Raw genomic sequence first — 21788 nt, 5'->3', positions numbered from 1 at the left:
TCGGGATTGTAGCAAAAATTTGAGGATTTTTTGAGAAGTTTTAAAAGTAGGGTGCTATTTTAAGCACCCCGGAAGAAAATTATCGTTCGTAATGTTGAACAAAATCGGCAATACGCGCGATACCGTTTCGGATGGTCGTATCATCGGTTGCAAACGACAGTCTAAAATAGCCTTCCATTCCGAATCCGATACCAGGAACCACCGCCACACCCGTTTTTTCAAGCAGTTTAGAACAAAACTTCATCGAATCGTTTTCGACCGCTTTCGTATTGACGTAAAGATAAAATGCGCCTTCGGGTTTGACGACGCTAAGTTGCGGAATCTTGCTAAAAAGTTCGCAAGCCAAATTACGTCGTTTTTCAAACGCGACGCGCATCGTTTCAATGTCGTCGTCCACCAAACCCTCAAGTGCCGGAATAGCGGCTTTTTGGGTGATAGAATTGATATTGGACGTGCTTTGTCCTTGCAAATCGACAATCGCGTTGACGATTTCTTTGATCGGACATGCCAAATATCCAAAACGCCATCCGGGCATCGCGACGGATTTGCTCAAACCGTTGACGGTAATCGTTCGTTGGTACATGTCGTCGCTGATCGCCGCAACGGAAGTAAATGTACGTCCGTCAAATAAAATCTTTTCATACATTTCATCGGAAACGACAAGAATTTTCGTACCCTTCAAAACGTCCGCAAGAGCTTGAAGCTCCTCTTTGGAGTAAACCGAACCCGTCGGATTGGAAGGCGTGTTTAGCAACAAGACTTTCGTTTTAGGCGTAATGGCGGATTTGAGTTGTGCCGGCGTAATTTTAAAACAACTTGCCTCGTCGGTTTCGATAAAAACGGGCGTTCCGTTGCTGTATTTGACGATTTCGGGATACGTGACCCAATAAGGCGAAGGAATAATCACTTCATCCTTTTCATCGAGAATCGCTTGAAAAATATTGAACAACGAATGCTTTGCACCTACGTTTACGACAATATCGGAGGGTTTGTATTCAAGATTGTTTTCGCGTTTAAGCTTTCCTGCGATCGCTTTAAGAACTTCGGGCGTTCCCGCGACGGCGGTATACTTGGAGCAACCTTTTTGAATCGCTTCGATAGCGGCATCTTTAACGCGTTGAGGCGTGTCAAAATCGGGCTCACCGGCCGAAAAGCTTAAAATATCTCTTCCCTGCGCTTTAAGATCTCTTGCCAAGGCGGTAATCGCCAAGGTTAAAGAGGGCGACAATACTTGAATTCGTTTAGATAACATGCACGTTCCCTTAAAAAAATATCGTCGAGATTATAGCGAAAAAATCCCTATTTCCCTAACACGTTCAGGCGTTTTTATGCTTGCCGCGGCGGATTTTGAGAGACGATATTCCATGCGGCGTTTTGAAGTACGAACGAAAGTTCCCGCACCAACGCGAATTCAGCTTCCACCTCCGAAACAAAGCGCTTCTCAACAACGATCGATAATAAAAAAAGGGGCTATATTCTACAGAGTGATCATGCAATGCGTCGTGACGATAGCGATATGCTTTTTATGCCGTTGTTAAAGGCGCGAAAGGGTGCGCCTCTTACGGTAGAAGTACTACTCTTTGACCGATTCCAAGTAGCTTTTGTAAATGGCTTCCAATTCGTCGTCTTTGACCTTCACGTTTTGATCGTGATGACTTTGCAAGACAGCGTCTTCTAAAATCTTAATACGTTTGAACATATAAATAAAAAGCTCTTTGTTAATATCGGGAAGTTTATTATGTGCCATCGGGCTTTTGTCGCGCCCTTTTTCGATCACACGTGCGGGTACGCCCACGGCGGTGGAGTCGTCCGGAATACTCTTAACGACCACCGAATTGGAGCCGATACGGCAATTTTCGCCGATCGTGATATCGCCTAAGATTTTAGCCCCCGAGCCGATAACCGAACCGTTTTTGACCGTCGGATGGCGTTTGACGCCGCGTTCTAAACTCACACCGCCTAACGTGACGCACTGGTAAATCAAAACATCGTCTCCGATCACCGCCGTTTCACCGACGACTACGCCGAAAGCGTGATCGAAAAAGACACGTCTGCCGATCGTACATGCGGGGTGAATGTCCATATTGGTAATAATCTGGGAAATCCCCATAATCGCTCGCGCAAGGGTACGAAAACCTTTGATATGTAAGGCATGGGCAATACGGTAATTTGCTAATGCCCATACGCCCGGATAGTTGAAAAAAAGCTCTATTTTAGAATTGAGTGCCGGATCGTGCAAAACGGGTTGGGAAAAATCTTCCTTGATCTTTTGCCATAAAGAGATGTCGCTCATTGCGTATTATCCTCGTTATTGATCGTTTTCAAGTAACCGTTATCGTTCAAAAAGAGATAAATCTCGCCTAAAATATGTTTTTTCTCTTTTTCGCTGATAATATCGGAAGCTTCGATACGATCGTTCAGGTTTTCTTGGACTTCTTTAATATCGTAATCTAAATCCTCTAAAATATCGCTAATGCTTTGAGACTCTAAGATATTTTCGATCTCGTATCCGTCGTCGTCGATGCGAATCGTCGCCTCTGTGGGATGCGTAAAGAGATTGTGTTTCATGCCTAAAACTTCTTGATAAGCACCGACCAAGAAAAATCCTAAAAAGTAATCGCGTTGCGTAACGTCTACGTCATGCAAGAACAGCGGCGTTTCGGTACTAAAGCCGATTTCGCCGTCGCTATCGCAGGTAATGTCCCAAAGCGAAGCCGAACGCGTCGGAACTTCGTCCAAACGATCCAAAGGCATGACCGGAAACGTCTGATCGATACCCCAAAAATCGGGCAAACTTTGAAAGAGGGAAAAGTTGACCAAATAGCGTTCTTGAACGCGATCTTGAATGTCCAAAATTTCGCTCAATTTTTTATCGGCACTGAGTCCCACCGCTTTTTTAATAATCAAGTTAACCAAAATTTCGGTGTTGGAACGGTCTTGAAGATCGATGTAACCCAAATCGAACAAAGTCAATAAAGATTCCATATGATCGATACTGTCGTGAAGAAACTCTAAAGCGTTTTTACGGTTCATCGTATTGAAAAGATCGTACAATTCCTGAACGAGAGGAGGGTTTTTGTCTTTAAGACGCAATTTTTGATCGGTATACTCTTGCGAAAAAAGCTCCAAAACGGGTGCAACCAAAACAGCATGATGAGCCGCGACAAAACGTCCAGACTCGATAAAAATATCCGGTTCGTGAACGTTTTTTTGCGTTGCGATGTCTTTTAAAAGATACACGACGTCGTTGGCGTACTCGCCCAAAGTATAGTTTTTATGCAAAGTCGTTTTGTGTTGCGAATACTCGACCGCCAAACCGCCGCCCAAATTGATCGCACGAAGATTTGTTGCACCCATGCGGCAAAGCTCGGCATAAATATTACCCGCTTCCCGTAAGGCTTTTTTCAAAGGCGCAATGTCGGTGATTTGCGAGCCGATATGAAAGTGAATCATCGTAAATTTATCGAGGAGATTCGCATCGCGGATCATATTGACCGCTTCTAAGAGTTCGGTAGAGGTTAAGCCGAATTTGGAATTGATACCGCCGCTTTTTGCCCAGATACCGATTCCCGAACTGTGAAGACGAATACGAAGACCGATATTGGGAACGCAACCGAAGCGATCTTTCGTAATCGAGATAATGCTTTCAAGCTCGTTCAAGCCCTCGATGGTCAGCGTAATATTATGCCCCATCTCCGCGGCGATAAAACCCAAAGAGATCATCTCGTTGTCTTTAAAACCGTTAACGGTAATCGGCGCATGCGGATTGTTATACGCCATCGCCAAAATAAGCTCGGCTTTCGATCCCGCTTCCAAGCCGTAATTGTATTTTTGTCCCAATGCGACAAGGTTTTTGACGAAATTTGGGAACTGATTGACTTTCAAAGGATAAACGGCGCTAAAATTTCCCTCGTAGTTAAACTCTTTTTTAGCGTCGGCAAAACTTTTGTAGATCATTCGAATCTGTTTTTGAATCAAATGAGGAAACCGTAATAAAATAGGACCTCGAATACCGTCTTTTCGTATCTCTTGAATAATTTCGATGAGTGAAGGTTCACATCCGGTGTTGACCTTGACTTTACCGTCTTCAATAAAAAAGTTGTCGTTTCCCCAGGTTTTAATACCGTAGTCCAATGTTTTGCTCCTTAAAAGTTCTCGATAGGCATAATGCGCTCTTCTTTACTCTCTAAATCCTTCACCCATACCGTTTGATTTGCCAGCTCGTCTTCACCGATACATACACAAAATTTTACATAAAATTTATCGGCGGCTTTGAGATGATTTTTAAGCGATTTGGGCTCATAGCTCGTTAGCACTTGCGCAATCGCGCGTTTTTGCTGAACCAACGTATAAACGCTTGGTAACGCCTCGTCGCATAAAGCGGCAATGTAGTATCCCTCACGTTTGGATTCGGGCATTTTGACTAAATCCATTAAACGCTCGATACCCATCGCAAAGCCGACCGCGGGAGTAGGTTTTCCGTCTAAAAATTCCACCAAACGGTCGTAACGTCCTCCGCCGGCAATAGCGCTTTGCGCTCCGATCTCGGAACTGACGAACTCAAACGCCGTTTTGGAGTAATAATCAAGCCCGCGTACCAACTTAGGATTGACGCGATACACCATCCCGAAACGATCTAAAATCGATTTCAACGTCTCAAAATCATTTTGACATGTAGGGCATAAATGATCGACGATCAACGGTGCGTTTTGAAGCAACGTTTGGCAATGTTCGTTTTTACAATCAAGCACGCGAATCGGATTGGTCGTTTTTCTTCGTTCGCAATCTTCACACAATCCCTCGACGCTTTCTAAAAACGAGACCAAACGCGTACGGTAAGCGGGCATACACGCGGGGCAGCCTAAGGAGTTGATTTCTAACATATAACCGATACCGAGGGCTTCGAAAATCGCTTTAATCATTAAAATAATCGTTGCGTCTTCTCTCACGTTCGCTTCGCCGAAACTCTCCGCACCGAATTGGTGGAATTGTCTAAGTCGTCCTTTTTGCGGTCGTTCATAGCGAAACATCGGTCCATGGTAAAAAAAGCGTTTGGAAAGACCCGCTTTGTCGTATTTTTCTTGAATAAAAGCCCTCACGATGCCTGCCGTTCCCTCAGGACGCAAACAAACGTCGTTATCCCCTTTATCTCGAAACTGGTACATCTCTTTACCGACGATGTCGCTGCTTTCGCCGACACTGCGTTTAAACAACGCCGTCTCTTCCAAAATCGGCGTTTCAATAAACGAAAAACCGTAGTTTCGGGCAATTTTGGTACATGTATCGATCACGTACATGTAAACTTCATTGTGCGGGAAAAGCGTATCTTTCATACCGCGTAATGCATTAATCATGTAAAAATTCCTCAATCTGTTGATAAATTGCTTCGACGCTCTGCGTTGCATCGACTTCCAAATAGCGTATCGGCAAGCTCTTAACGATGCGGCGCATTATAGCTTGAATTCGTAACAAATAGCTTACGCCTCGCTCTTCGATCGCATCGTTTTCTTTTACGCCTAAACGTTTTTGGATCAATGCTTCGTCGGTCAAAAAAAGAACGATTTTATCGGGATAGGTTCCGTGTAAGGCCAAACGGTTCATTTGAAGCAAGAATTCGCCCTCGATTTCTTCGTGATTGGCGCAAGCGTAGGCGATACCCGAGACAAATCCCCGATCGCTAATCACGATGCGTCGATCGCGATGCGGTTGAACGACCGTGTCGTAATGCAACGCACGATCGGCTAAAAATAAGAACAACTCCGCATACAGCGACGCTTTTGCCTCACCGTTTAAGAGTATCTCGCGAAGCTTCATACCTAAGGGCGTACCGCCGGGCTCTTTAGTCGCGAGCACATCGGGATTTTTTTGTTCAAAAAGGCGCACTTGCGTGCTTTTTCCGGTCGTATCGACCCCTTCAAAAATTACATACATAAGAGCTTTCTTTCGACAAAAGGTAAAACGGAAGAGGGAATTAAATGCGATACGTTTCCGCCGTGTTTAGCGATAGAGCGAACCACGGAAGAGCTAATAAACGCATTTTTCAGGCTCGGCATCAAATAGACCGTTTCGATTTCGTTCCAGAGCGACGCATTGGCGTAACCCATCTGCAATTCAAACTCAAAGTCGCTGACGGCACGAAGGCCTCGAATCATCACGCGAATATTTTTTTCTTGGGAAAAACGTACCAACAAGCCGTCAAAAGCTTCTACATGTACGTCTTCCAAATCGCTCACGGCGGCTTGTGCCATCTCGACGCGCGTTTGCACGTCGAACATCGGACGTTTTTCTTCCGAAAACGCTACGGCGACGAGTACTTTATCGAAAAGTTTACGCGCCCGCTTAATCACGTCCATATGGCCGTTGGTAATAGGATCAAACGTCCCCGGATAAATTGCAACGCGCATTATGCTCCCTCCCATCGTTTAAATAGCGTATGTTCGATGCCTAAAAGATCAAACCACTTACCGATAAAAAAGTTTTCCATCTTTTCCAAAGAATCGACATCGGCATAATAGCCTGCAACCGGCGGTGCGATATGGACTCCGAGCACAGAGAGTTTGTGCATATTTTCCAAGGCGATAGCAGAAAAAGGCATTTCGCGCGGAGCCAATAAGAGCGGTCGTTTTTCTTTCAACATAACGCTTGCACTGCGCGTTAAAAGATTGTCGGCGATACCGTAGGCAATTTTTGCCAAAGTGTTCATACTGCACGGAATAATAACCATGGCGTCGCATTGAAACGAACCCGAAGCACTCGGTGCTGCGATATCGGTATCGTCCAAGCGGTGGATGGACGCGTGTTCCTTTTCGAAAACGACTCTAGCGTGATCGGAGACAATCACATAAGACTCGATGTCGCAAGGAAGCGCTTTTAAAAAGGCTAAGCCCAATTCCACGCCGCTTGCACCGCTGATACCGATGATAAGGCGTTTCATTCGAGAATGACCGCTTCGTTGGCGGACACGATTTTTGCGTTTAAAATTTTACCTTGTTCGGTTTTGATTCTCACGATATCTCCTACGTCACCGTCATCTAAAAGGGTTGCTTGAACCTCGATGCTTAAACTTTCGTCTTTATACAATGCTTTAATAGCCGATTTTTTTGTCACGAGACGTTTGGGTTCAAAGAGATAATCGGTAAGAATTTGCCCCTCTTTGACGGTGCTTTTTACCATTAACGTTTGCGTGTTTTCACGGAGCATAGCGCGGTTCGGTAATGCGTCTAATCCGACGAGCACCGTTTCAAAATCATCGTTGCCGAGGATTGTACCGTTAAGCAAATTACGTTTCGCTTTAAATACGCGTGCTTTAGCGTCCATTTCATACGAGAAGTAAAGCTTCCGCTCTTTGTCGCCGACTTTAAAAAGTGCAACGAACGAGCCGCTGTTTTTACGAAGCGTATTGTCGCTTAAGAGAATATCGATAAGTTCGTATCGTTTAAAATCGGCCGGTAAAGAGGCCTTCGTTCCGATATGCGGTTTGGTCTCGATCAGTACGTATGGAGCTGCGGCTTGAAATTTTTTCAAGAAGAGGGCTTCAATCGCGTCGGCTTTGCCCATTAAACGGCACTCTTTTTTAAAAATGACGACGCCTTCGCTCGTGTCGACGACGCTGATATTGCGGTCGTTAAAAAAGGAGAGAATCGCACCACTCATAACGGTGTATTGCATACGATCTTTAGGAATTTCGACCAACACGGGGTCGTCTTTGGAATGGGCATCTTTGTAACCGAAAAAAGAGGCTCTCACATCTGATTGATCGACGCAATAAGTTTTATCGAGGTAAATCGTTTGGGAAAAGAGAAAGGAAGAAAAACATAAAAAGACAATAATGGAGCGGGAAACGAGGTTCGAACTCGCGACCCCGACCTTGGCAAGGTCGTGCTCTACCACTGAGCTATTCCCGCAAAACGGACGGAATTCTATCAAAAAAGCCCCTTCATGTCAATAGTTTTTGCTGCTCTTTAACGCAAAAATGCATATTTTTGCGTCGTTCAAGCGTGATAATTGTAACACAAATTGACCGTGAAGGGCTTTAAAGCGCGTTTAAACCTGAAAACTATTGATCTCTTGTTCAAGCTCCGCCGTCGAACGATTTAAGTCGTTAGAGATAGAAAGCAAATTATCGGCGACTTGTTTATTTTCGTGCGCTAAGCCGTTGGCTTCTTCGACGCCTTTGGTCAGCGCATCGATCTCTTTGGAAATATCGACGGCTTTTTTATACGCGACGTTGGTAATGTCCAAACTCTTCGCCGTTTTTTCTTTGGTTTCGTTTGCCATCGACGAAATTTTAATGGCATTTTCGTTCAAATCGACCACTTTTTGGCTGTTTTCTTTGATGTTTTCACTCGCACTCGAAACACTTTGAACCACCACGCTAATCGTCACGTCGATTTCCGAAAGCGATTTTTGCGTACGTTCGGCAAGCTTGCGTACTTCATCGGCAACCACCGCAAAGCCGCGCCCGTGTTCGCCCGCACGCGCCGCTTCGATCGCGGCATTGAGGGCTAAAAGGTTGGTTTGATCGGCTATATCTTTAATCATTTCCAAAATCGAGCGGATCTGCGCCGTTTGCTCGGCTAAATCGTGCATTTGCGTCGAAATATTTTGCTCTTCGCGACTCACGGTATTGATACTTTCGACGATTTTGTCCAAGGTCTCGATCATCATATCGAGCATGGCGTAGTCCTCTTTCATATACGTGGCCGACGTCTCGGAAATTTCACAGGATTCTTGCAATTCGCGATTGATTTTCGCCGTTAATTTTTTGACGTTTTCAACGATGCGATCTTGCTCTTCTGCAACATTAGTGATTTGCTGAGAAAACGTTTGCATGCTTTTGTTGATCGTCGAATTGCCGGACATCGTCGTTTTGGCTTTGAGTAAGGCTTGCTGCAAGGTCGACAAAAGCGTATTGAGATTGCTGCTTATCTCTCCGATTTCATCGTAATTACACGGAACGATCGGTCGATTTAACGCCAAATCTTTGCTAATTTCGGACAAATGCTCGCCGATACGACCGATACGTTTGACGATATAGCGACTAATGGAAAATAACAAGCCCGTCGTAATGACTAAAATAATGACCGAAACGGCGATGACGATGTACAAATTGCGATTGAGTTTCGCACTGATTTCGACGCTGATGTCTTTGACGCGTTGATTGGTAAACGAAGAGATATTGTGAAAACGTTGGCTGATATAGTGACAATCCTCTTCGATCTCAACCGCCATATCGCCGATGTCTTCTCGGTGATCTTTAACGTAAAGCGCATGAATTTTTTGAAGTTTCGGAGCGATCTTTTGAGAGTAACGTTCGTATGCTTCGTTTAAATTTTGCTTGAGCGTCGGATCGTTGTAAAATTCGCTCTTCAAGGCTTTAGCAAAAAAACTATTCATTTCGGTTTCGATTTTGGGTAAGCGATCTCTGGCTTGTCCCGTCGGCAAAAATTCACTGGTGACGTGAATTAAATCGTTTAAAATCATTTCAAACGTTGTACGTGCGGTCGTAATTTCAGCATCGGGAACCACATTTTTTTCATAAATCGTTTCCAAAGAACTTTTACCGACCAAACTAGCATTGATTCCGATATACGAAAGCAGCGATAATCCGAAAACCGTTACGAGAGAGATGACGAGAAGTTTTGTAGAAATCTTTAAATTCTTAAACATTACCAAGCCTTTAGATCTTTCTGGATAAATTTTTCGTTCAATATACCGAAAAAAGGTTAAACGGTCAAGTTTTTTATACTATTTTTCTGAAAATTAAATTATTTTTTACAATTAATCTCACAAAAGAGATGTAATACGAATCGTATCTCCCGCATTGACATGTAAATCCGTCTCATCGCTAATCCATAGCGCATTGGCATTTTGAAGAGGGCGAACCATCCCCGATCCGTATTTATTATTGCCGTACACTTCGAAGACGCCGTCGTTATGATACCCTAAAACAAAGTTGACGCGACCGGATTTCATCGTAAAAGAGGTTTTATTGACGGCGGTCAGTCGCGTATGGTAAAAATTCGTCTGCCCTTGAAGCTTTTTGAGCAAAGGAATTAAAAAAACAAACGCGTTGACGTATGCCGCCAAAGGATTTCCCGGCATCGAGGCGATAATCGTGTGATCCATAATACCCATCATCGTCGGCTTTCCGGGTTTGATGTTGATTCCGTTAAAAACCGCTTCAAAACCGTTAGCTTTGAGCGCACGCTCGACAAAGTCCGCCTCGCCCATGCTCACGCCGCCGCTCGTAACCAAAACGTCGTAATGTTTCATCGCCGCAAAATAGCGCGTCGCCGTTCTTAAATTATCGGGAATAACACCGCAATACGAAGCTTTAAAGCCGTGTTCTTCCAAAAGTGAAATCAAAGAAAGCGCGTTAATATCGTAAATTTCGTCTTCATTGGCTCTTTCCCACGGAGCCTTCAATTCGTTGCCGGTTGAAAAAACCGCAATATTTAGCTGTTTATACGTCAGAACCATACTGATGCCTTGCGAAGCGAGAACCGCCATTTCACGAGACGTGAGCACCGTACCTTTTTTCAATAACAAAGAACCTAAAGCGGCTTCTTCGCCTTTTTGACGCAACGCATTGCCTTTGACGACTTTAGCGCGAGGTTTCATCCACATGTCGCCTTCAACGGAACACTCTTCAAACGGTATGATCGTATCGGCGTCGTCGGGTACTTTGGCTCCGGTCATAATCTTATAACACTCGTGTTCGCCCAAGCATTCCGACACGACTTCGCCCGCTAAAATCGTTCGTTTGATACGCATTTTTTCACTCAAACTCTCGAAACGAAACGCAAAGCCGTCTAAGGCGGCATTGTTATACGAAGGAAGATTTTTTTGACATGTAATATCGTGCGCCAAGGTACGTCCTAAGGCCTGAAAGATACTGACCCATTCGGAATGCGGCGTTTGCGTCGCTAGAGAAAGGCTTTTTTCGACGGCACTTAAAAAATCGATACTGCTTTGCTTTGCCATAATTTACTCCTCTAATCGTTCGATATTGGCACCGAGTCTTGAAAATTTTCCCTCTAAATCTTCATACCCGCGATCTAAATGGTAAATACGATGGATTTTCGTCGTACCCTCGGCAACGAGTGCGGCTAAAATTAACGCCGAACTTGCCCGCAAGTCGGTCGCCATGACGTCCGCGGCGTTGAGTTTCATTTTTCCCTCGACCGTCGCGGTGTGACCTTTGAGCTTAATGTTGGCTCCCATACGAGCGAGTTCGCTAACATGCATAAAGCGGTTTTCGAACAGTCGCTCATCGATCAGGCTCGTTCCTTTTGCCTGCGTACACAATGCCATAAATTGTGCCTGCAAATCGGTCGGGAAGCCGGGATATTCGGATGTTTCGATGTCGCATGCGATCATTTTTTCATTCGGGTGGATCGTCAACGACTCTTCCGTCTCGTCAATTTCAAAACCCATCTGTTTCAGTTTTAAAATTACCGCTTCCAAATGCTTCGGATTGACGTTTTTGAGCGTTATTTTGGACTTGGTAATCGCTCCGGCGCACAAATACGTTCCCGCTTCGATACGATCGGGAATAACTCGAAAATCGGGGATATTGAGCAATTTGCCGCCGCTTCCTTCGATGATAAGTTTTGAGCTTCCCACGCCCTCGATCGTCACGCCAGCATCGCGTAGGACTTCACATAATTGCACGACCTCAGGCTCTTTTGCCACGTTAACGAGCATCGTCGTTCCGTGCGCCAACGCCGCCGCCATAATGATATTTTCGCTACCCGTCACCGTGACTTTATCGAAAACGATCGTCGCACCTTTCAGTCCTTTGGGAGCTTTAGCCAAAACATACCCTTGTTTAATCTCGATTTCCGCACCCATTTGTTCTAAAGCTTTTAAATGCAAATCGATCGGACGCTGACCGATAGCGCAACCTCCGGGCAAGGAGACTTCGCAATGCCCGAAACGCGCGAGTAAAGGGCCAAGCGTCAAAATAGACGCGCGCATTTTGCGGACGATGTCGTAATTGGCGCACGCCGAATTAACGCTCGTCGCATCCACGTCCACGACGTTTTTTTGAACAAACGCATAGGTTGCGCCCAAATTGGCAAGCAGTTGTAAAAGCGTTTTGACGTCGGCAACTTCGGGAATATTGGATATTTTAATTTTTCGTTTGGAAAGAAGCGTTAATGCCAGCAACGGCAACGCGGCGTTCTTCGCTCCTGAAATCGTTACCGATCCGCTTAATTTTTGTTTGCCTTCGACGGCTAAATAGTACATCATACCCATGTCCTTTTAAAAGATGCATCTATTGTAGTCATTTATGATTGAATTTTCGATGAATTTTGGTAGAATTGACATCATTAAGATTGTGAGGAAAGCAGTGGTCTTAGAGCAATTTTTATTTGAAACGCGCTATTTGAGTATCGCGTACCTTTATTTCGGCGAAAAACGCTTAAGCGTGCTTGAATCCGTTCTAAACCGACATGTAAAGTTTTCGTCTTACGATCTAGACTTATCGTCTTATCGCGATCACAACGACATTCTTTTTATCGAATTAGGTGAAAGTTCCAAAGAGAAGCTCAAACGCCTGCTCGGGATTTTTACGCAGCACAAACCCGTCGTCGCGTATCTTTTCGCTCAAGACGTCGAAAATAGGCTACTTCTAAAATTTGCGTTGCATTTTGGCATTACCGATGTTTTACCGCTGAACAACGAAGCGACGCTTTTAGCGTCGATCTTTACCAAAAATCCCAATAAACTCGACGATAAGCTCTACATGTACCAAAAAATCGAACTGGAAAAAAAGATCGAACGCTTTTTCCCGTTTCTCGTCTTTCAAAACGCTCAATTAACCTATGCCAACGCACAGGCAAAAAGAATTTACGAAACAAACGATCTTTTGGAAATCGAAGCGAAAGTTCACGAAGACGTCGAATTAAGCGAGGTTCTGCTCAGCCACGAAGACGTACAAGGAAACATCGTCATCGAAACCGCCTCCAACAAAGAAGCGGAATATACGTGTATCGTCAAGGCGTTTGACCAAAGCGACGAAAAGATTATCACGCTGATCCCCGTCGATCAACTCCAAGACGTTAAACCCGCACAAACCGTCTTAAACCGTTTTGATTTCATCGACCGTCTCAAAGACCGTCTTGCGCAACAAAGCGTTACGAAAATGCCGGTTTCGCTCGTATTTATCAACATTTCCAACCTCGATAAACTCAGTCGAACGTTCAAAAGTACCACACTTTACGATGCTTTTAAAAATCTAATGCTTAAACTGTTTCAGCTGAAAGAAGAGAATCAAGAGTTGATTCAATGGAGTCCGAATCTTTACATTTTGATGGGGGAAGATCGAACTTTTGAGCATACGTGCGAACAAACAAAACACCTTCAACAAGAGCTGATTTACGCTACGGCAAGCGAAAAAATCACGCCGATCATTCTCTCTTCGGCCTTTCACGTCGAATCAGACGACTTGAACGTCGTTATCGACTATATCGAAAAGATTAACACCCAAACGCTTTTGCCCCAAGATATTGAAAAGATCAAATATTTTGAGCTCGAATACCTTGAAAACGTTATCGAAGAGCAAGAACAGATTCGGTATTTGATGCACAATTGCGTAAATAACAAAATTCCGATCAAACTGTTAAATATCTACAAAGGCTTGTGCATCAATACGCACGCTTATATCCTCAAAATCACGGAAGACAGTTATCAGATGAGTTGCGAAAACCTCCAAGGATATGCGATGCAGATCGAAAAAGAGACGGTATTGCAAGCACCCAATTTTCCCAAAGACATCAAAGCGGAAGTCTCGTTGGTCGACATTAAGCGTTCTTTCGTCGTCATTAGAAACCTCAAATTTATGCCCAGCAGTGCTAACAACCGTCAACACACGCGCGTTCAAACCAGCATTCGCACTCCCGTACTCATCAAATACGCCCATCGTTCTTCTGCCCAAGGCGATATTATCGATATTTCCGTGAATTCTATTGCGATGAAAGTCAGTAAATCGTTTCGCGAAGAAGAGATGCTCAACCAAAAAGTCCGTCTGAATTTTTCGCTTCCGAACGAAGAGGGCGACAACGGATACGTTATCATGGAGATCGAGGCAAAAGTAACCTACATTTTACAAAAAGACGAATTTACCAAGATCGTCGTGATGCTTGATAAGCTTCCAAAACCCTACGACGACTATCTGCTTCGCTACATGTACAACCGCCAAAAAGAGCTTATTTTCGAGATCAAAAAGGCAACGAAAGCGTATAATTGAAAGCGTGAAGCGTTCAAACAAGAGGCACGTTTAAGCGTACCTCTTGCAAGTGATTAGGTAAAGAAGAGGGGTTTATTCGAAAACTTCGTATTGAGCGCGACCCATTTTGTAAAGATCGGCTCCAAATGTGTCGTTAATAACGGTTAAAGGAAAATCGACGACTTCAAGTCTGCGAATTGCTTCAGGTCCCAATTCAGGATAGGCGATAACTTCCGCTTTTTTGATTTGACGAGCAAGAAGAGCACCCGCGCCGCCGGTTGCACCGAAATAAATCGCTTTGGATTTAACACATGCATCGATGACGTCTTGGTTACGTTTACCTTTTCCGATCATCCCTTTAAGCCCTTGCTCGTTGATCAAGCGCGGTGAATAAGAGTCCATTCTGTATGAAGTTGTAGGACCTGCACTTCCGATCGGATCGCCAGGTTTTGGAGGAGTCGGTCCGACGAAATAGATAACCGCACCGTTCATATCGAAAGGAAGGGCTTGACCCGCATCTAAAAGATCCACCAATTTTTTATGTGCCGCATCGCGTGCCGTGTAAACAACGCCCGTTAAATAAACAATATCGCCTGCTTTAAGTTGAATGACGTCTGCTTCGCTAAGCGGTGCCGTTAAATGATAAGTTTTGCTCATTGTAATTCCTTCTTATAGCGTAATGTGCATATGGCGTGAGCTGTGGCATTGAACGTTGACGCTCACGGGTAAACTTGCGATATGGCAAGGATTTTTTTCGATATGAACGCCCAGTACCGTTTGCGTACCGCCCATACCCATAGCACCGATACCCAAGTTATTGAGAAGATGCATCAACTCTTCTTCCATGGATTCGAGTACCGGATCGGGATTTTTACTTCCCAATTCTCTAAAAAGCGCATGTTTCGAAGAAATAACGGCTTTTTCAAACGTACCGCCGATACCGACACCGACTGTAAGCGGAGGACACGGGTTTGGACCTGCATCGGAAATGACCTGTTTAACGTATTCGATAATACCTTTTCTGCCTTTTGCGGGAGGAAATACGGTCGCGCGAGAGACGTTCTCGGAACCGCCGCCTTTAGCTGCGTATTCGATGTCGATTTTATCGCCTTCGACGATATCGAAGTGAATGATCGCCGGAAGGTTGTAGCCGACTTCGTCTTTAAGGTTCGCGCGCGTATCCCAATGACAGGTAGAAGCACGTAAATAACCCTCTTTATAGCCTTGCTCCGTCCCTTCGTTGATCGCTTTTTTCAAGCTGCCTCCGACGACTTTAACGTCTTCGCCGACTTTGACGAAAAAGACGGCCAATCCGGTGTCTTGACAAAGCGGTCGCGCTTCATTCGCGGCAATATCCGCATTCTCTAAAATTTGCTTCAAGACTTGTCTACACACTTCACTTTTTTCCGTGTCGTAGGCACTTTGCAATGCTTTATAAGCATCTTTAGGCAAGTTTGTCGCACTGTAAAGGATCATATCCTTTACGCTCTTGACGATATCTTCGTACTTAATCTCTCTCATTTTTCATCTCCGAAAAAGTTTGATTTTGAATAGAACTGATCAAATCGCTTGCGCAAACCATTTAATCAATTCTATTGTACCCAAAAGTAAAGTAGAGGTGCTAGTTTAGAGTTTACATTTAAAAGGAGGGCACCTCTACGAATCCTTACATGTAAAGATTCGTAAAAATGCACACCCCGAATCGCTTCGGGGTTGCGTACTTTTAATATGTTAGACGAAAAGGAAAACACCTACTAACAAGACGGCAAGGTAGATCGCGGCAAAAAGCGCACCCAAAGCCCACCATCTGGCTTGAGAGATATAACCTGCACCGTACCAAATCGGAGAAGGACCCGTACCGTACGGAGTGATGATACCCATGATACCGAGTGAACCGGCAAGTAAGATCATAAACGCAGGCAATTGATCCGGCGCGATAAATTTAACGGCGATCAATGCAAAAACCGGAACCAACGCGGAAACGTGTGCCGTAACGCTCGCAAAGAAATAGTGAAGGATAAAAAATACGATAATCATCGAGATCATTAACGCCATCGGAGAAAGACCCGTTAAAGAACTTTCCGCCATCGTTCCGATCCATTTCAAGATACCGACTTTACCCAAACCGCCTGCAAGCGCAACCAACGTGGAGAACCATACGAGAACGTTCCAAGCACCTTTGTTACCGATAACGTCTTCCCAAGAGATAACTTTGCAAAGGACCATTAAAGCAACGATGGAAACGGCCGCAGTCGTAGCGTCGACGCTCAATTCTTTACCGAAAATCCAAAGGACAAGCGCAAGAACCGCAAAGAGCAACATCATGATCTCTTTAAACGTAATCGATCCCATTTTTTTAAGCTCGTTTGCCGCCCAAATCGGTGCTTCGGGAGATTGTTTTTGTGTCGGAGGATAAACGATATACGCCAACAACGGAGTCAATAGGAAAAGCGGTAACATCAAAGGAATCATCACTTTTGCCCAAGCACCCCATTCGATAGAGACTTTAGCACTTTTAGCGATCAAATCGACGGCTAGTAGGTTCGGTGCGAGAGCCGTTAAGAACATTGAACTCGTAACGCATGTCGCAGCCATCGCTACCCACGTAATATACGAACCGAGTTTGCGCGGCTCGTTATCGGGGAGAGAGTTGAAAATTTGAGGAATGTTAATCGCGATAGGGAAAATCGTACCGCCGCTACGTGCCGTATTGGAAGGCATAAAAGGAGCAAGCAAAAGGTCGGCAAACGCTACCGCATAGCCAAGACCGAGTGAGCTTTTGCCCATAAACTTAACCATAATAAGAGAAATTCTCTTTCCGAGTCCCGTTTTTTGATAACCCGCCGCAAACATAAAAGCTGCAAAGATTAACCAAATAATAGAGTTAGAGAAACCGGAAAGTGCCCATTTGATACCTTCGGCAGGCTTTGGATCGATAATACCCATAAGGGCAACCAAACATACGCCTACAAGCCCCACAAGAGCAGCCGGAACGGGCTCTAAAACGAGACCTACGACGACACCCAAGAAAATAGCCATAAAGTGCCAAGCGTTCGCACTTAACCCTTCAGGTGCCGGAAGAAACCAAACAACCAACATTACCAATACCGGAACCAGCATTGAAATGGCTTGTTTTGACATGTAAAACCTCCATTAAATAATTTTTACTCAACATCTCATAAGTAAGACTGACGTAATTATAGGCGTAGAAAAGAGATATAAATGAGACTTTTTTGCTAAAATGGTAAAAAAAATAGCTGGAAACTTATGAATATCTTAAAAATAATAATTGGATTGTTTTTTTATAGCTCTTTTTTATTCGGGAACGAAATTTTATTGCTCCATTCCTATAATAAAGGGCTGAAATGGACGGATGGAATCTCAAGCGGCGTTGAAGACGTCATGAAAAAACATCCCGAATACGAACTGACGACCCAATATATGGATAGTAAAAAAATCGAATCGCAAAACTACTTCGACGAATTGCTGGACCTTTACCGCAAAAAATTTCGCGATCGCACCTATAAAGCAATCATTGCGGCCGACAACTACGCCTATGAATTTGCTTTAAAATACCATCGTGAATTGTTTCCCAATACGCCGATTGTCTTTTGCGGCGTCGAAAATTTCAATCCCAAAGACATTACGCCGTATCTCAAACAATACGTCACCGGAATCGTCGAATACAAAGACATACGCAAAAACTTGGAGCTCATCCAAACCCTTTTCCCCGCAACGAAAATGGTCTATATTATCAGTGACGATGCTTATTCTTCGTTGGTGATTAAAGACCAAATCGTCGAAGAGTCGAGCCACTTTCAAGATAAAGTACGCATCGTTTTCGACAATAAAATCGATTTTAAGACCATTGACGAAAAAATCGATAAATTACCCAAACACAGCGTCATCTTATTTACCAGCTTTTACCGTGACATGTACGGAAACTATATTCCCTATCATCGCTTACAATCTTTTTTCCAACGTTCCAAATACCCCGTATTTGCACTCAACCGTATTCATGTCGGCGAGGGCGTCATCGGAGGCTATATGGTCGATCCTTACGAGCAGGGCTATTTGGCGGCTAAAAGGGCTTTTGAGATTATCTCCGGCAAAAAAATCAGCTCTCTTCCCGTCAGCACGCCTTCGAATAACTATTTTTTCGATAACCTCGTATTGAAAAAATTCGGTCTTTCGACAAGCGACATCCCAAGCCCTTCCGTCGTGATTAACGGCGTGGAAAGTTTTTACGAAAAACACCAAAAATTCGTCGAGAACGCTTTTACTTTGATGCCCTTGCTCCTTTTGCTCACGACGATTCTCGTCTTAAACATTATCAAACGCATCTCTTTGGAGAAAGAGCAACTCAGGCAAAGTAAGCTTGACTACGTTCTTTTGAATAACATTCAAAGTGCCATTTTTTGGAAAGCCAACGACGGAACCGTTTTAGGATGTAACGAGCTTTTATGCGAAATCGTTGGTAGGGATAAATGGGACATCGTCGGACGTAACATTCAAGAAGTGATGCCCTCTATCTGCGATCAGATCCAAAACGTGCCGCTCAATAATCCTAACAGCACCGAAATCGAAATCCAATTTCCGCATCATGAGAAAAAAACCTTTGCGATTAGGCGCACCTACTATACCGACGAAAAAAACCTCGAAGCCGGCGTTGTTACCATTATGACCGACATCACCGAAAAGAAAAAGATCGACACCGAACACAAACGCCACGAACAATTCGTCGTGCAACGTTCCAAACAGTCCGAAGTCGGAGAAATGATCGCCAGTATTGCCCATCAGTGGAAAACGCCGTTGGTCGAAATCTCTGCAATTGCACAGGAGTTGATCTATAAACGCCGTAAAAAAGTGCTTGACGAAGCCGATACGCAAAAATTCGTCGACGACATTATGACGCAAGTTAAGTACATGTCGCGTACCATTGACGATTTTAGACAGTTCATCAAACCCTCGACCCGACAAAGTGCCTTTGACGTCAAAGAGGCCGTCGAAACGATGCTCGAAGTCGTTAACCACAACCTTAAATACAATTACATTACGATTACGATTCACGATTTATGTCAGGAAAAACTCTTAGCGTTCGGCTACCCTAATGAATTTAAACAATGTATTTTAAATATCGTTAATAATGCAAAAGATAGTATTCTAAAGCGAAGAGAAACCCTTCCGACCGAAGGCGTGATTTTGATTACGCTCAAAAGCGACGAAACGTCGATTTACCTCACGATCGAAGACGACGGTTGCGGAATCGAACAAGAGACGTTGGAGACGATCTTCAATCCGTTTATGAGCACCAAAGAACACGGCGACGGTTTTGGTTTATACATGGCTCGCCTGATTATCGAAGATAAAATGGGCGGAAAAATTTATGCAGAACAAAAAGAGCAGGGCGCACGCTTGTGCATCGTTGTTCAAAAATACAAAGGAAGCGTATGAAAATCTTGGTACTCGAGGATAACGAACGTTTGGCAAACGTCATCGTTGAAGCGTTCGAAGATAAAAAATACCGCGTCGATCTTTTCGATAACGGCAAAAAAGCTCTTGAGGCGATCGACAACGGATACGACTGCTATATCTTGGATATTAACGTTCCGGGCATCGACGGGTTATCGCTTTTGAAAGAAATACGCAGTATGGACGGTGAAACTCCCGCCATTATTATCAGCGCAAACGTCGAACTCGAAACGATTCAAGAGGCGTACTGTAAAGGATGCGACGAATACCTCAAAAAACCGTTTTACATGTACGAATTGGAGACCAAAATCGAACGTCTGTGCAAACCCAAAGCCCATACGATTCGCCTTGCCCAAAACTTTAGCTATTGCGTTGAGCATGAAAGATTGCTCGATAACCGAGGCGAAGAGGTAAAACTGGCGAAAAAAGAGATTTTATTGCTCAATCTTTTTGCAAAAAATCTGGATAAGAACATCACGTTCGAGCGTATCGAGCAGTACGTTTGGGGCGGAGAACTCACGACGACCGAAAACATACGAGCCCTCATTAAACGCTTGCGTAAAAAGTTGCCCGAAGAAGCCATCGAAAACCAAGGCGGCGTCGGTTATCGTCTCAATTATGAACGTTAAAACGCCTTTTCTCGCCTCACGCGAGGGGCTTTTGTACCTTTTAGCCGCCGCCGTTCCCGTTGCCTTTAGCGCATGGAACTCTTTGCTCAACAATTTTGCCGTAGAAGTCGTTCGTTTCGACGGCGAAAAAATCGGCTTACTCCAGAGTCTGCGCGAAGTTCCCGGCCTTTTGGCATTTACGATCGTCTTTGTTCTCATCTTTTTGCGCCAGCAAAGCGCGGCATATCTTTCATTGGCCTTGTTAGGAATCGGTACGATGCTCACGGGCTTTTTCCCCTCCGCCGTCGGACTTTACGTCACGACGATCGTGATGTCCGTAGGATTTCATTATCTTGAAACCCTACACAGCTCGTTAAGTTTACAGTGGATCGACAAAAACAAAGCACCGTCGTTTTTAGGAAAACTCTCTTCCCTCCGGTCGTTTATAGGTTTAGGTATCTTGGCACTTTTATACGTTTTGATGCAATACGCTAACGTCGGTTATACGGCGATTTATGCTTTAAGCGGTGCGATCACCGTTGCCGCCGCATTGTTTGCGTGGAGGGTTTTTCCGCATTTTAAAGACGACGTCATCCAAGAGAACAGACTTTTTTTACGTCGAAAATATTGGATTTTTTACGTTTTGACCTTTTTAGCCGGAGCCAGACGCCAAATCGTGGTCGTTTTTGCGGGATTTTTGCTCGTGGAGCGCTTTCATTTCAGCGTCCAAAATATGCTTCTTTTACTCATCGTCAACACGGTTTTAAATATGCTCTGCGCTCCTTACGTCGGAAAACTCATCGAACGTTTCGGCGAAAATCTTTCGCTCAAAATCGAATACGGCTCCATCGTGCTCATTTTTGTCCTATATGCTATGGTACAATCCCTTGAAATGGCGGTAGGGCTTTACGTGATCGACAATCTCTTTTTTACGATCGCGATCGCGCTTAAAACCTATTTTCAAAAAATTGCCGATGCCCGCGATATTGCCGTTACGTCGAGTATCGGATTTACGATCAACCATATTTCGGCGGTTTTATTGCCTTTTAGTTTAGGTATTATTTGGACCTATTCCGTCTCCGCCGTTTTTTTGATCGGAGCTTTTTTGGCAACGATTTCATTTTGTTTAACGTTTCTGATGCCTAAAGGAGTGATGCATGAACCTTCAGTCTCTTGACGACGATTTTTTACAATTGGATTACGTATCCGACCCCAAACTATACGATGAAAAACGCTATTTTAACGAAGAGGGCGACGAACCTTTTGATACGACCTCCAAAGCCCAAATGCTTTTAATGCTCAACACGCTCGCGTACGAGATGCAATTAGACACGTACGCGCTTAAAAAAATGGAAATCTTCTTACGAAGCGAATTACCTTTTTTTGCGGTTACCCGACGCTTGGTACGCCAATGGGTCACGCAGAATTTTTTATATTAATATCATATTACGATGTTATAATGACGTACCAAG

At 44.3% G+C, this 21788-nt stretch carries 18 protein-coding genes, 1 tRNA gene and 1 pseudogene; 5 read left to right on the top strand and 15 right to left on the bottom strand.

The annotated features are described in order from the left end of the window. Positions 1-79: 79 nt before the first annotated feature. From NL930_RS06255 to murA, 12 genes and pseudogenes are all read right to left on the bottom strand, one after another. Positions 80-1252, bottom strand: coding sequence for a pyridoxal phosphate-dependent aminotransferase (locus NL930_RS06255; RefSeq protein WP_254376024.1), 1173 nt, complete (start codon positions 1250-1252; stop codon positions 80-82). Between the two features lie 321 nt (positions 1253-1573). Beyond that, positions 1574-2293, bottom strand: coding sequence for a serine O-acetyltransferase (cysE, locus tag NL930_RS06250; RefSeq protein ID WP_039674838.1), 720 nt, complete (start codon positions 2291-2293; stop codon positions 1574-1576). Next, positions 2290-4134, bottom strand: coding sequence for a biosynthetic arginine decarboxylase (gene speA, locus NL930_RS06245; RefSeq protein WP_039674839.1), 1845 nt, complete (start codon positions 4132-4134; stop codon positions 2290-2292). Before speA ends, cysE begins: the two co-directional genes overlap by 4 nt. An 11-nt stretch (positions 4135-4145) precedes the next feature. Continuing rightward, positions 4146-5354: a histidine--tRNA ligase gene (hisS, locus tag NL930_RS06240; RefSeq protein WP_254376023.1), complete on the bottom strand. Its 1209-nt coding sequence runs from the start codon at positions 5352-5354 to the stop codon at positions 4146-4148. Then, the gene (tmk, locus tag NL930_RS06235; RefSeq protein WP_039674841.1) at positions 5347-5931 is read right to left on the bottom strand and encodes a dTMP kinase; all 585 of its coding nucleotides are present in this window, start codon (positions 5929-5931) and stop codon (positions 5347-5349) included. The genes hisS and tmk overlap by 8 nt, the downstream gene beginning before the upstream one ends. Beyond that, positions 5922-6407, bottom strand: coding sequence for a pantetheine-phosphate adenylyltransferase (gene coaD, locus NL930_RS06230; protein ID WP_173636970.1), 486 nt, complete (start codon positions 6405-6407; stop codon positions 5922-5924). The genes tmk and coaD overlap by 10 nt, the downstream gene beginning before the upstream one ends. Continuing rightward, entirely contained in the window at positions 6404-6934 is a 531-nt protein-coding gene (locus NL930_RS06225) for a UbiX family flavin prenyltransferase (protein WP_254376022.1), read from the bottom strand. Before NL930_RS06225 ends, coaD begins: the two co-directional genes overlap by 4 nt. After that, complete coding sequence (gene flgA, locus NL930_RS06220; protein ID WP_254376021.1) at positions 6931-7746, bottom strand: flagellar basal body P-ring formation chaperone FlgA; 816 nt, start codon at positions 7744-7746, stop codon at positions 6931-6933. Before flgA ends, NL930_RS06225 begins: the two co-directional genes overlap by 4 nt. Positions 7747-7829: 83 nt before the next feature. Further along, positions 7830-7904: transfer RNA gene (locus NL930_RS06215), tRNA-Gly, on the bottom strand. A gap of 301 nt (positions 7905-8205) precedes the next feature. Then, positions 8206-8553 (bottom strand): annotated as a pseudogene (locus NL930_RS13385) (methyl-accepting chemotaxis protein); the annotation flags it as partial. 1233 nt (positions 8554-9786) lie between these two features. Next, positions 9787-10986, bottom strand: a complete 1200-nt coding sequence (locus NL930_RS06205; protein WP_254376020.1) for a molybdopterin molybdotransferase MoeA — start codon at positions 10984-10986, stop codon at positions 9787-9789. A 3-nt stretch (positions 10987-10989) separates the two neighbouring features. Continuing rightward, positions 10990-12258 carry a UDP-N-acetylglucosamine 1-carboxyvinyltransferase gene (gene murA / locus NL930_RS06200; protein ID WP_041961745.1) on the bottom strand — a complete coding sequence of 423 codons (1269 nt, stop codon included), beginning with the start codon at positions 12256-12258 and terminating at the stop codon, positions 10990-10992. 100 nt (positions 12259-12358) lie between these two features. Between murA and NL930_RS06195 the strand changes: the two genes are divergently transcribed. Then, positions 12359-14257 carry a pilus assembly protein PilZ gene (locus tag NL930_RS06195; protein ID WP_254376019.1) on the top strand — a complete coding sequence of 633 codons (1899 nt, stop codon included), beginning with the start codon at positions 12359-12361 and terminating at the stop codon, positions 14255-14257. 72 nt (positions 14258-14329) lie between these two features. Here the strand turns inward: NL930_RS06195 and NL930_RS06190 are convergent, their stop codons facing one another. From NL930_RS06190 to NL930_RS06180, 3 genes are all read right to left on the bottom strand, one after another. Next, a complete protein-coding gene (locus NL930_RS06190) occupies positions 14330-14893 on the bottom strand; it encodes a Fe-S-containing hydro-lyase (protein ID WP_039674856.1) in 564 nt (187 codons plus the stop codon). Between the two features lie 12 nt (positions 14894-14905). Further along, positions 14906-15757, bottom strand: coding sequence for a fumarate hydratase (locus tag NL930_RS06185; RefSeq protein ID WP_254376018.1), 852 nt, complete (start codon positions 15755-15757; stop codon positions 14906-14908). A gap of 210 nt (positions 15758-15967) precedes the next feature. Further along, the gene (locus NL930_RS06180) at positions 15968-17377 is read right to left on the bottom strand and encodes a DASS family sodium-coupled anion symporter (RefSeq protein ID WP_039674860.1); all 1410 of its coding nucleotides are present in this window, start codon (positions 17375-17377) and stop codon (positions 15968-15970) included. A gap of 195 nt (positions 17378-17572) precedes the next feature. Here NL930_RS06180 and NL930_RS06175 point away from each other — a divergent pair, with 195 nt between their 5' ends. From NL930_RS06175 to NL930_RS06160, 4 genes are read left to right on the top strand one after another with little or no spacing between them, the layout of a single operon-like run. Further along, complete coding sequence (locus tag NL930_RS06175) at positions 17573-19690, top strand: ABC transporter substrate binding protein (protein WP_254376017.1); 2118 nt, start codon at positions 17573-17575, stop codon at positions 19688-19690. Beyond that, the gene (locus NL930_RS06170) at positions 19687-20337 is read left to right on the top strand and encodes a response regulator transcription factor (RefSeq protein WP_041961739.1); all 651 of its coding nucleotides are present in this window, start codon (positions 19687-19689) and stop codon (positions 20335-20337) included. The genes NL930_RS06175 and NL930_RS06170 overlap by 4 nt, the downstream gene beginning before the upstream one ends. After that, complete coding sequence (locus NL930_RS06165; protein WP_254376016.1) at positions 20327-21493, top strand: MFS transporter; 1167 nt, start codon at positions 20327-20329, stop codon at positions 21491-21493. Before NL930_RS06170 ends, NL930_RS06165 begins: the two co-directional genes overlap by 11 nt. Next, the gene (locus NL930_RS06160) at positions 21474-21755 is read left to right on the top strand and encodes a hypothetical protein (protein ID WP_041961737.1); all 282 of its coding nucleotides are present in this window, start codon (positions 21474-21476) and stop codon (positions 21753-21755) included. The genes NL930_RS06165 and NL930_RS06160 overlap by 20 nt, the downstream gene beginning before the upstream one ends. Positions 21756-21788: the final 33 nt, after the last annotated feature.

Origin of the sequence: Sulfurospirillum sp. hDNRA2 (assembly GCF_024206095.2) — a bacterium.
Classification (GTDB): Bacteria; Campylobacterota; Campylobacteria; order Campylobacterales; family Sulfurospirillaceae; genus Sulfurospirillum.
The sequence above is the reverse complement of the archived record's forward strand: the minus strand, read 5'-3'. Positions and strand labels throughout refer to the sequence as shown.

Coding starts and splice junctions, on each gene's coding strand:
- NL930_RS06255 (WP_254376024.1), bottom strand. CDS start 1,252: ATGTTATCTAAACGAATTCAAGTATTGTCGCCCTCTTTAACCTTGGCG.
- cysE (WP_039674838.1), bottom strand. CDS start 2,293: ATGAGCGACATCTCTTTATGGCAAAAGATCAAGGAAGATTTTTCCCAA.
- hisS (WP_254376023.1), bottom strand. CDS start 5,354: ATGATTAATGCATTACGCGGTATGAAAGATACGCTTTTCCCGCACAAT.
- tmk (WP_039674841.1), bottom strand. CDS start 5,931: ATGTATGTAATTTTTGAAGGGGTCGATACGACCGGAAAAAGCACGCAA.
- NL930_RS06225 (WP_254376022.1), bottom strand. CDS start 6,934: ATGAAACGCCTTATCATCGGTATCAGCGGTGCAAGCGGCGTGGAATTG.
- NL930_RS06205 (WP_254376020.1), bottom strand. CDS start 10,986: ATGGCAAAGCAAAGCAGTATCGATTTTTTAAGTGCCGTCGAAAAAAGC.
- murA (WP_041961745.1), bottom strand. CDS start 12,258: ATGATGTACTATTTAGCCGTCGAAGGCAAACAAAAATTAAGCGGATCG.
- NL930_RS06190 (WP_039674856.1), bottom strand. CDS start 14,893: ATGAGCAAAACTTATCATTTAACGGCACCGCTTAGCGAAGCAGACGTC.
- NL930_RS06185 (WP_254376018.1), bottom strand. CDS start 15,757: ATGAGAGAGATTAAGTACGAAGATATCGTCAAGAGCGTAAAGGATATG.
- NL930_RS06180 (WP_039674860.1), bottom strand. CDS start 17,377: ATGTCAAAACAAGCCATTTCAATGCTGGTTCCGGTATTGGTAATGTTG.
- NL930_RS06170 (WP_041961739.1), top strand. CDS start 19,687: ATGAAAATCTTGGTACTCGAGGATAACGAACGTTTGGCAAACGTCATC.
- NL930_RS06165 (WP_254376016.1), top strand. CDS start 20,327: ATGAACGTTAAAACGCCTTTTCTCGCCTCACGCGAGGGGCTTTTGTAC.
- NL930_RS06160 (WP_041961737.1), top strand. CDS start 21,474: ATGAACCTTCAGTCTCTTGACGACGATTTTTTACAATTGGATTACGTA.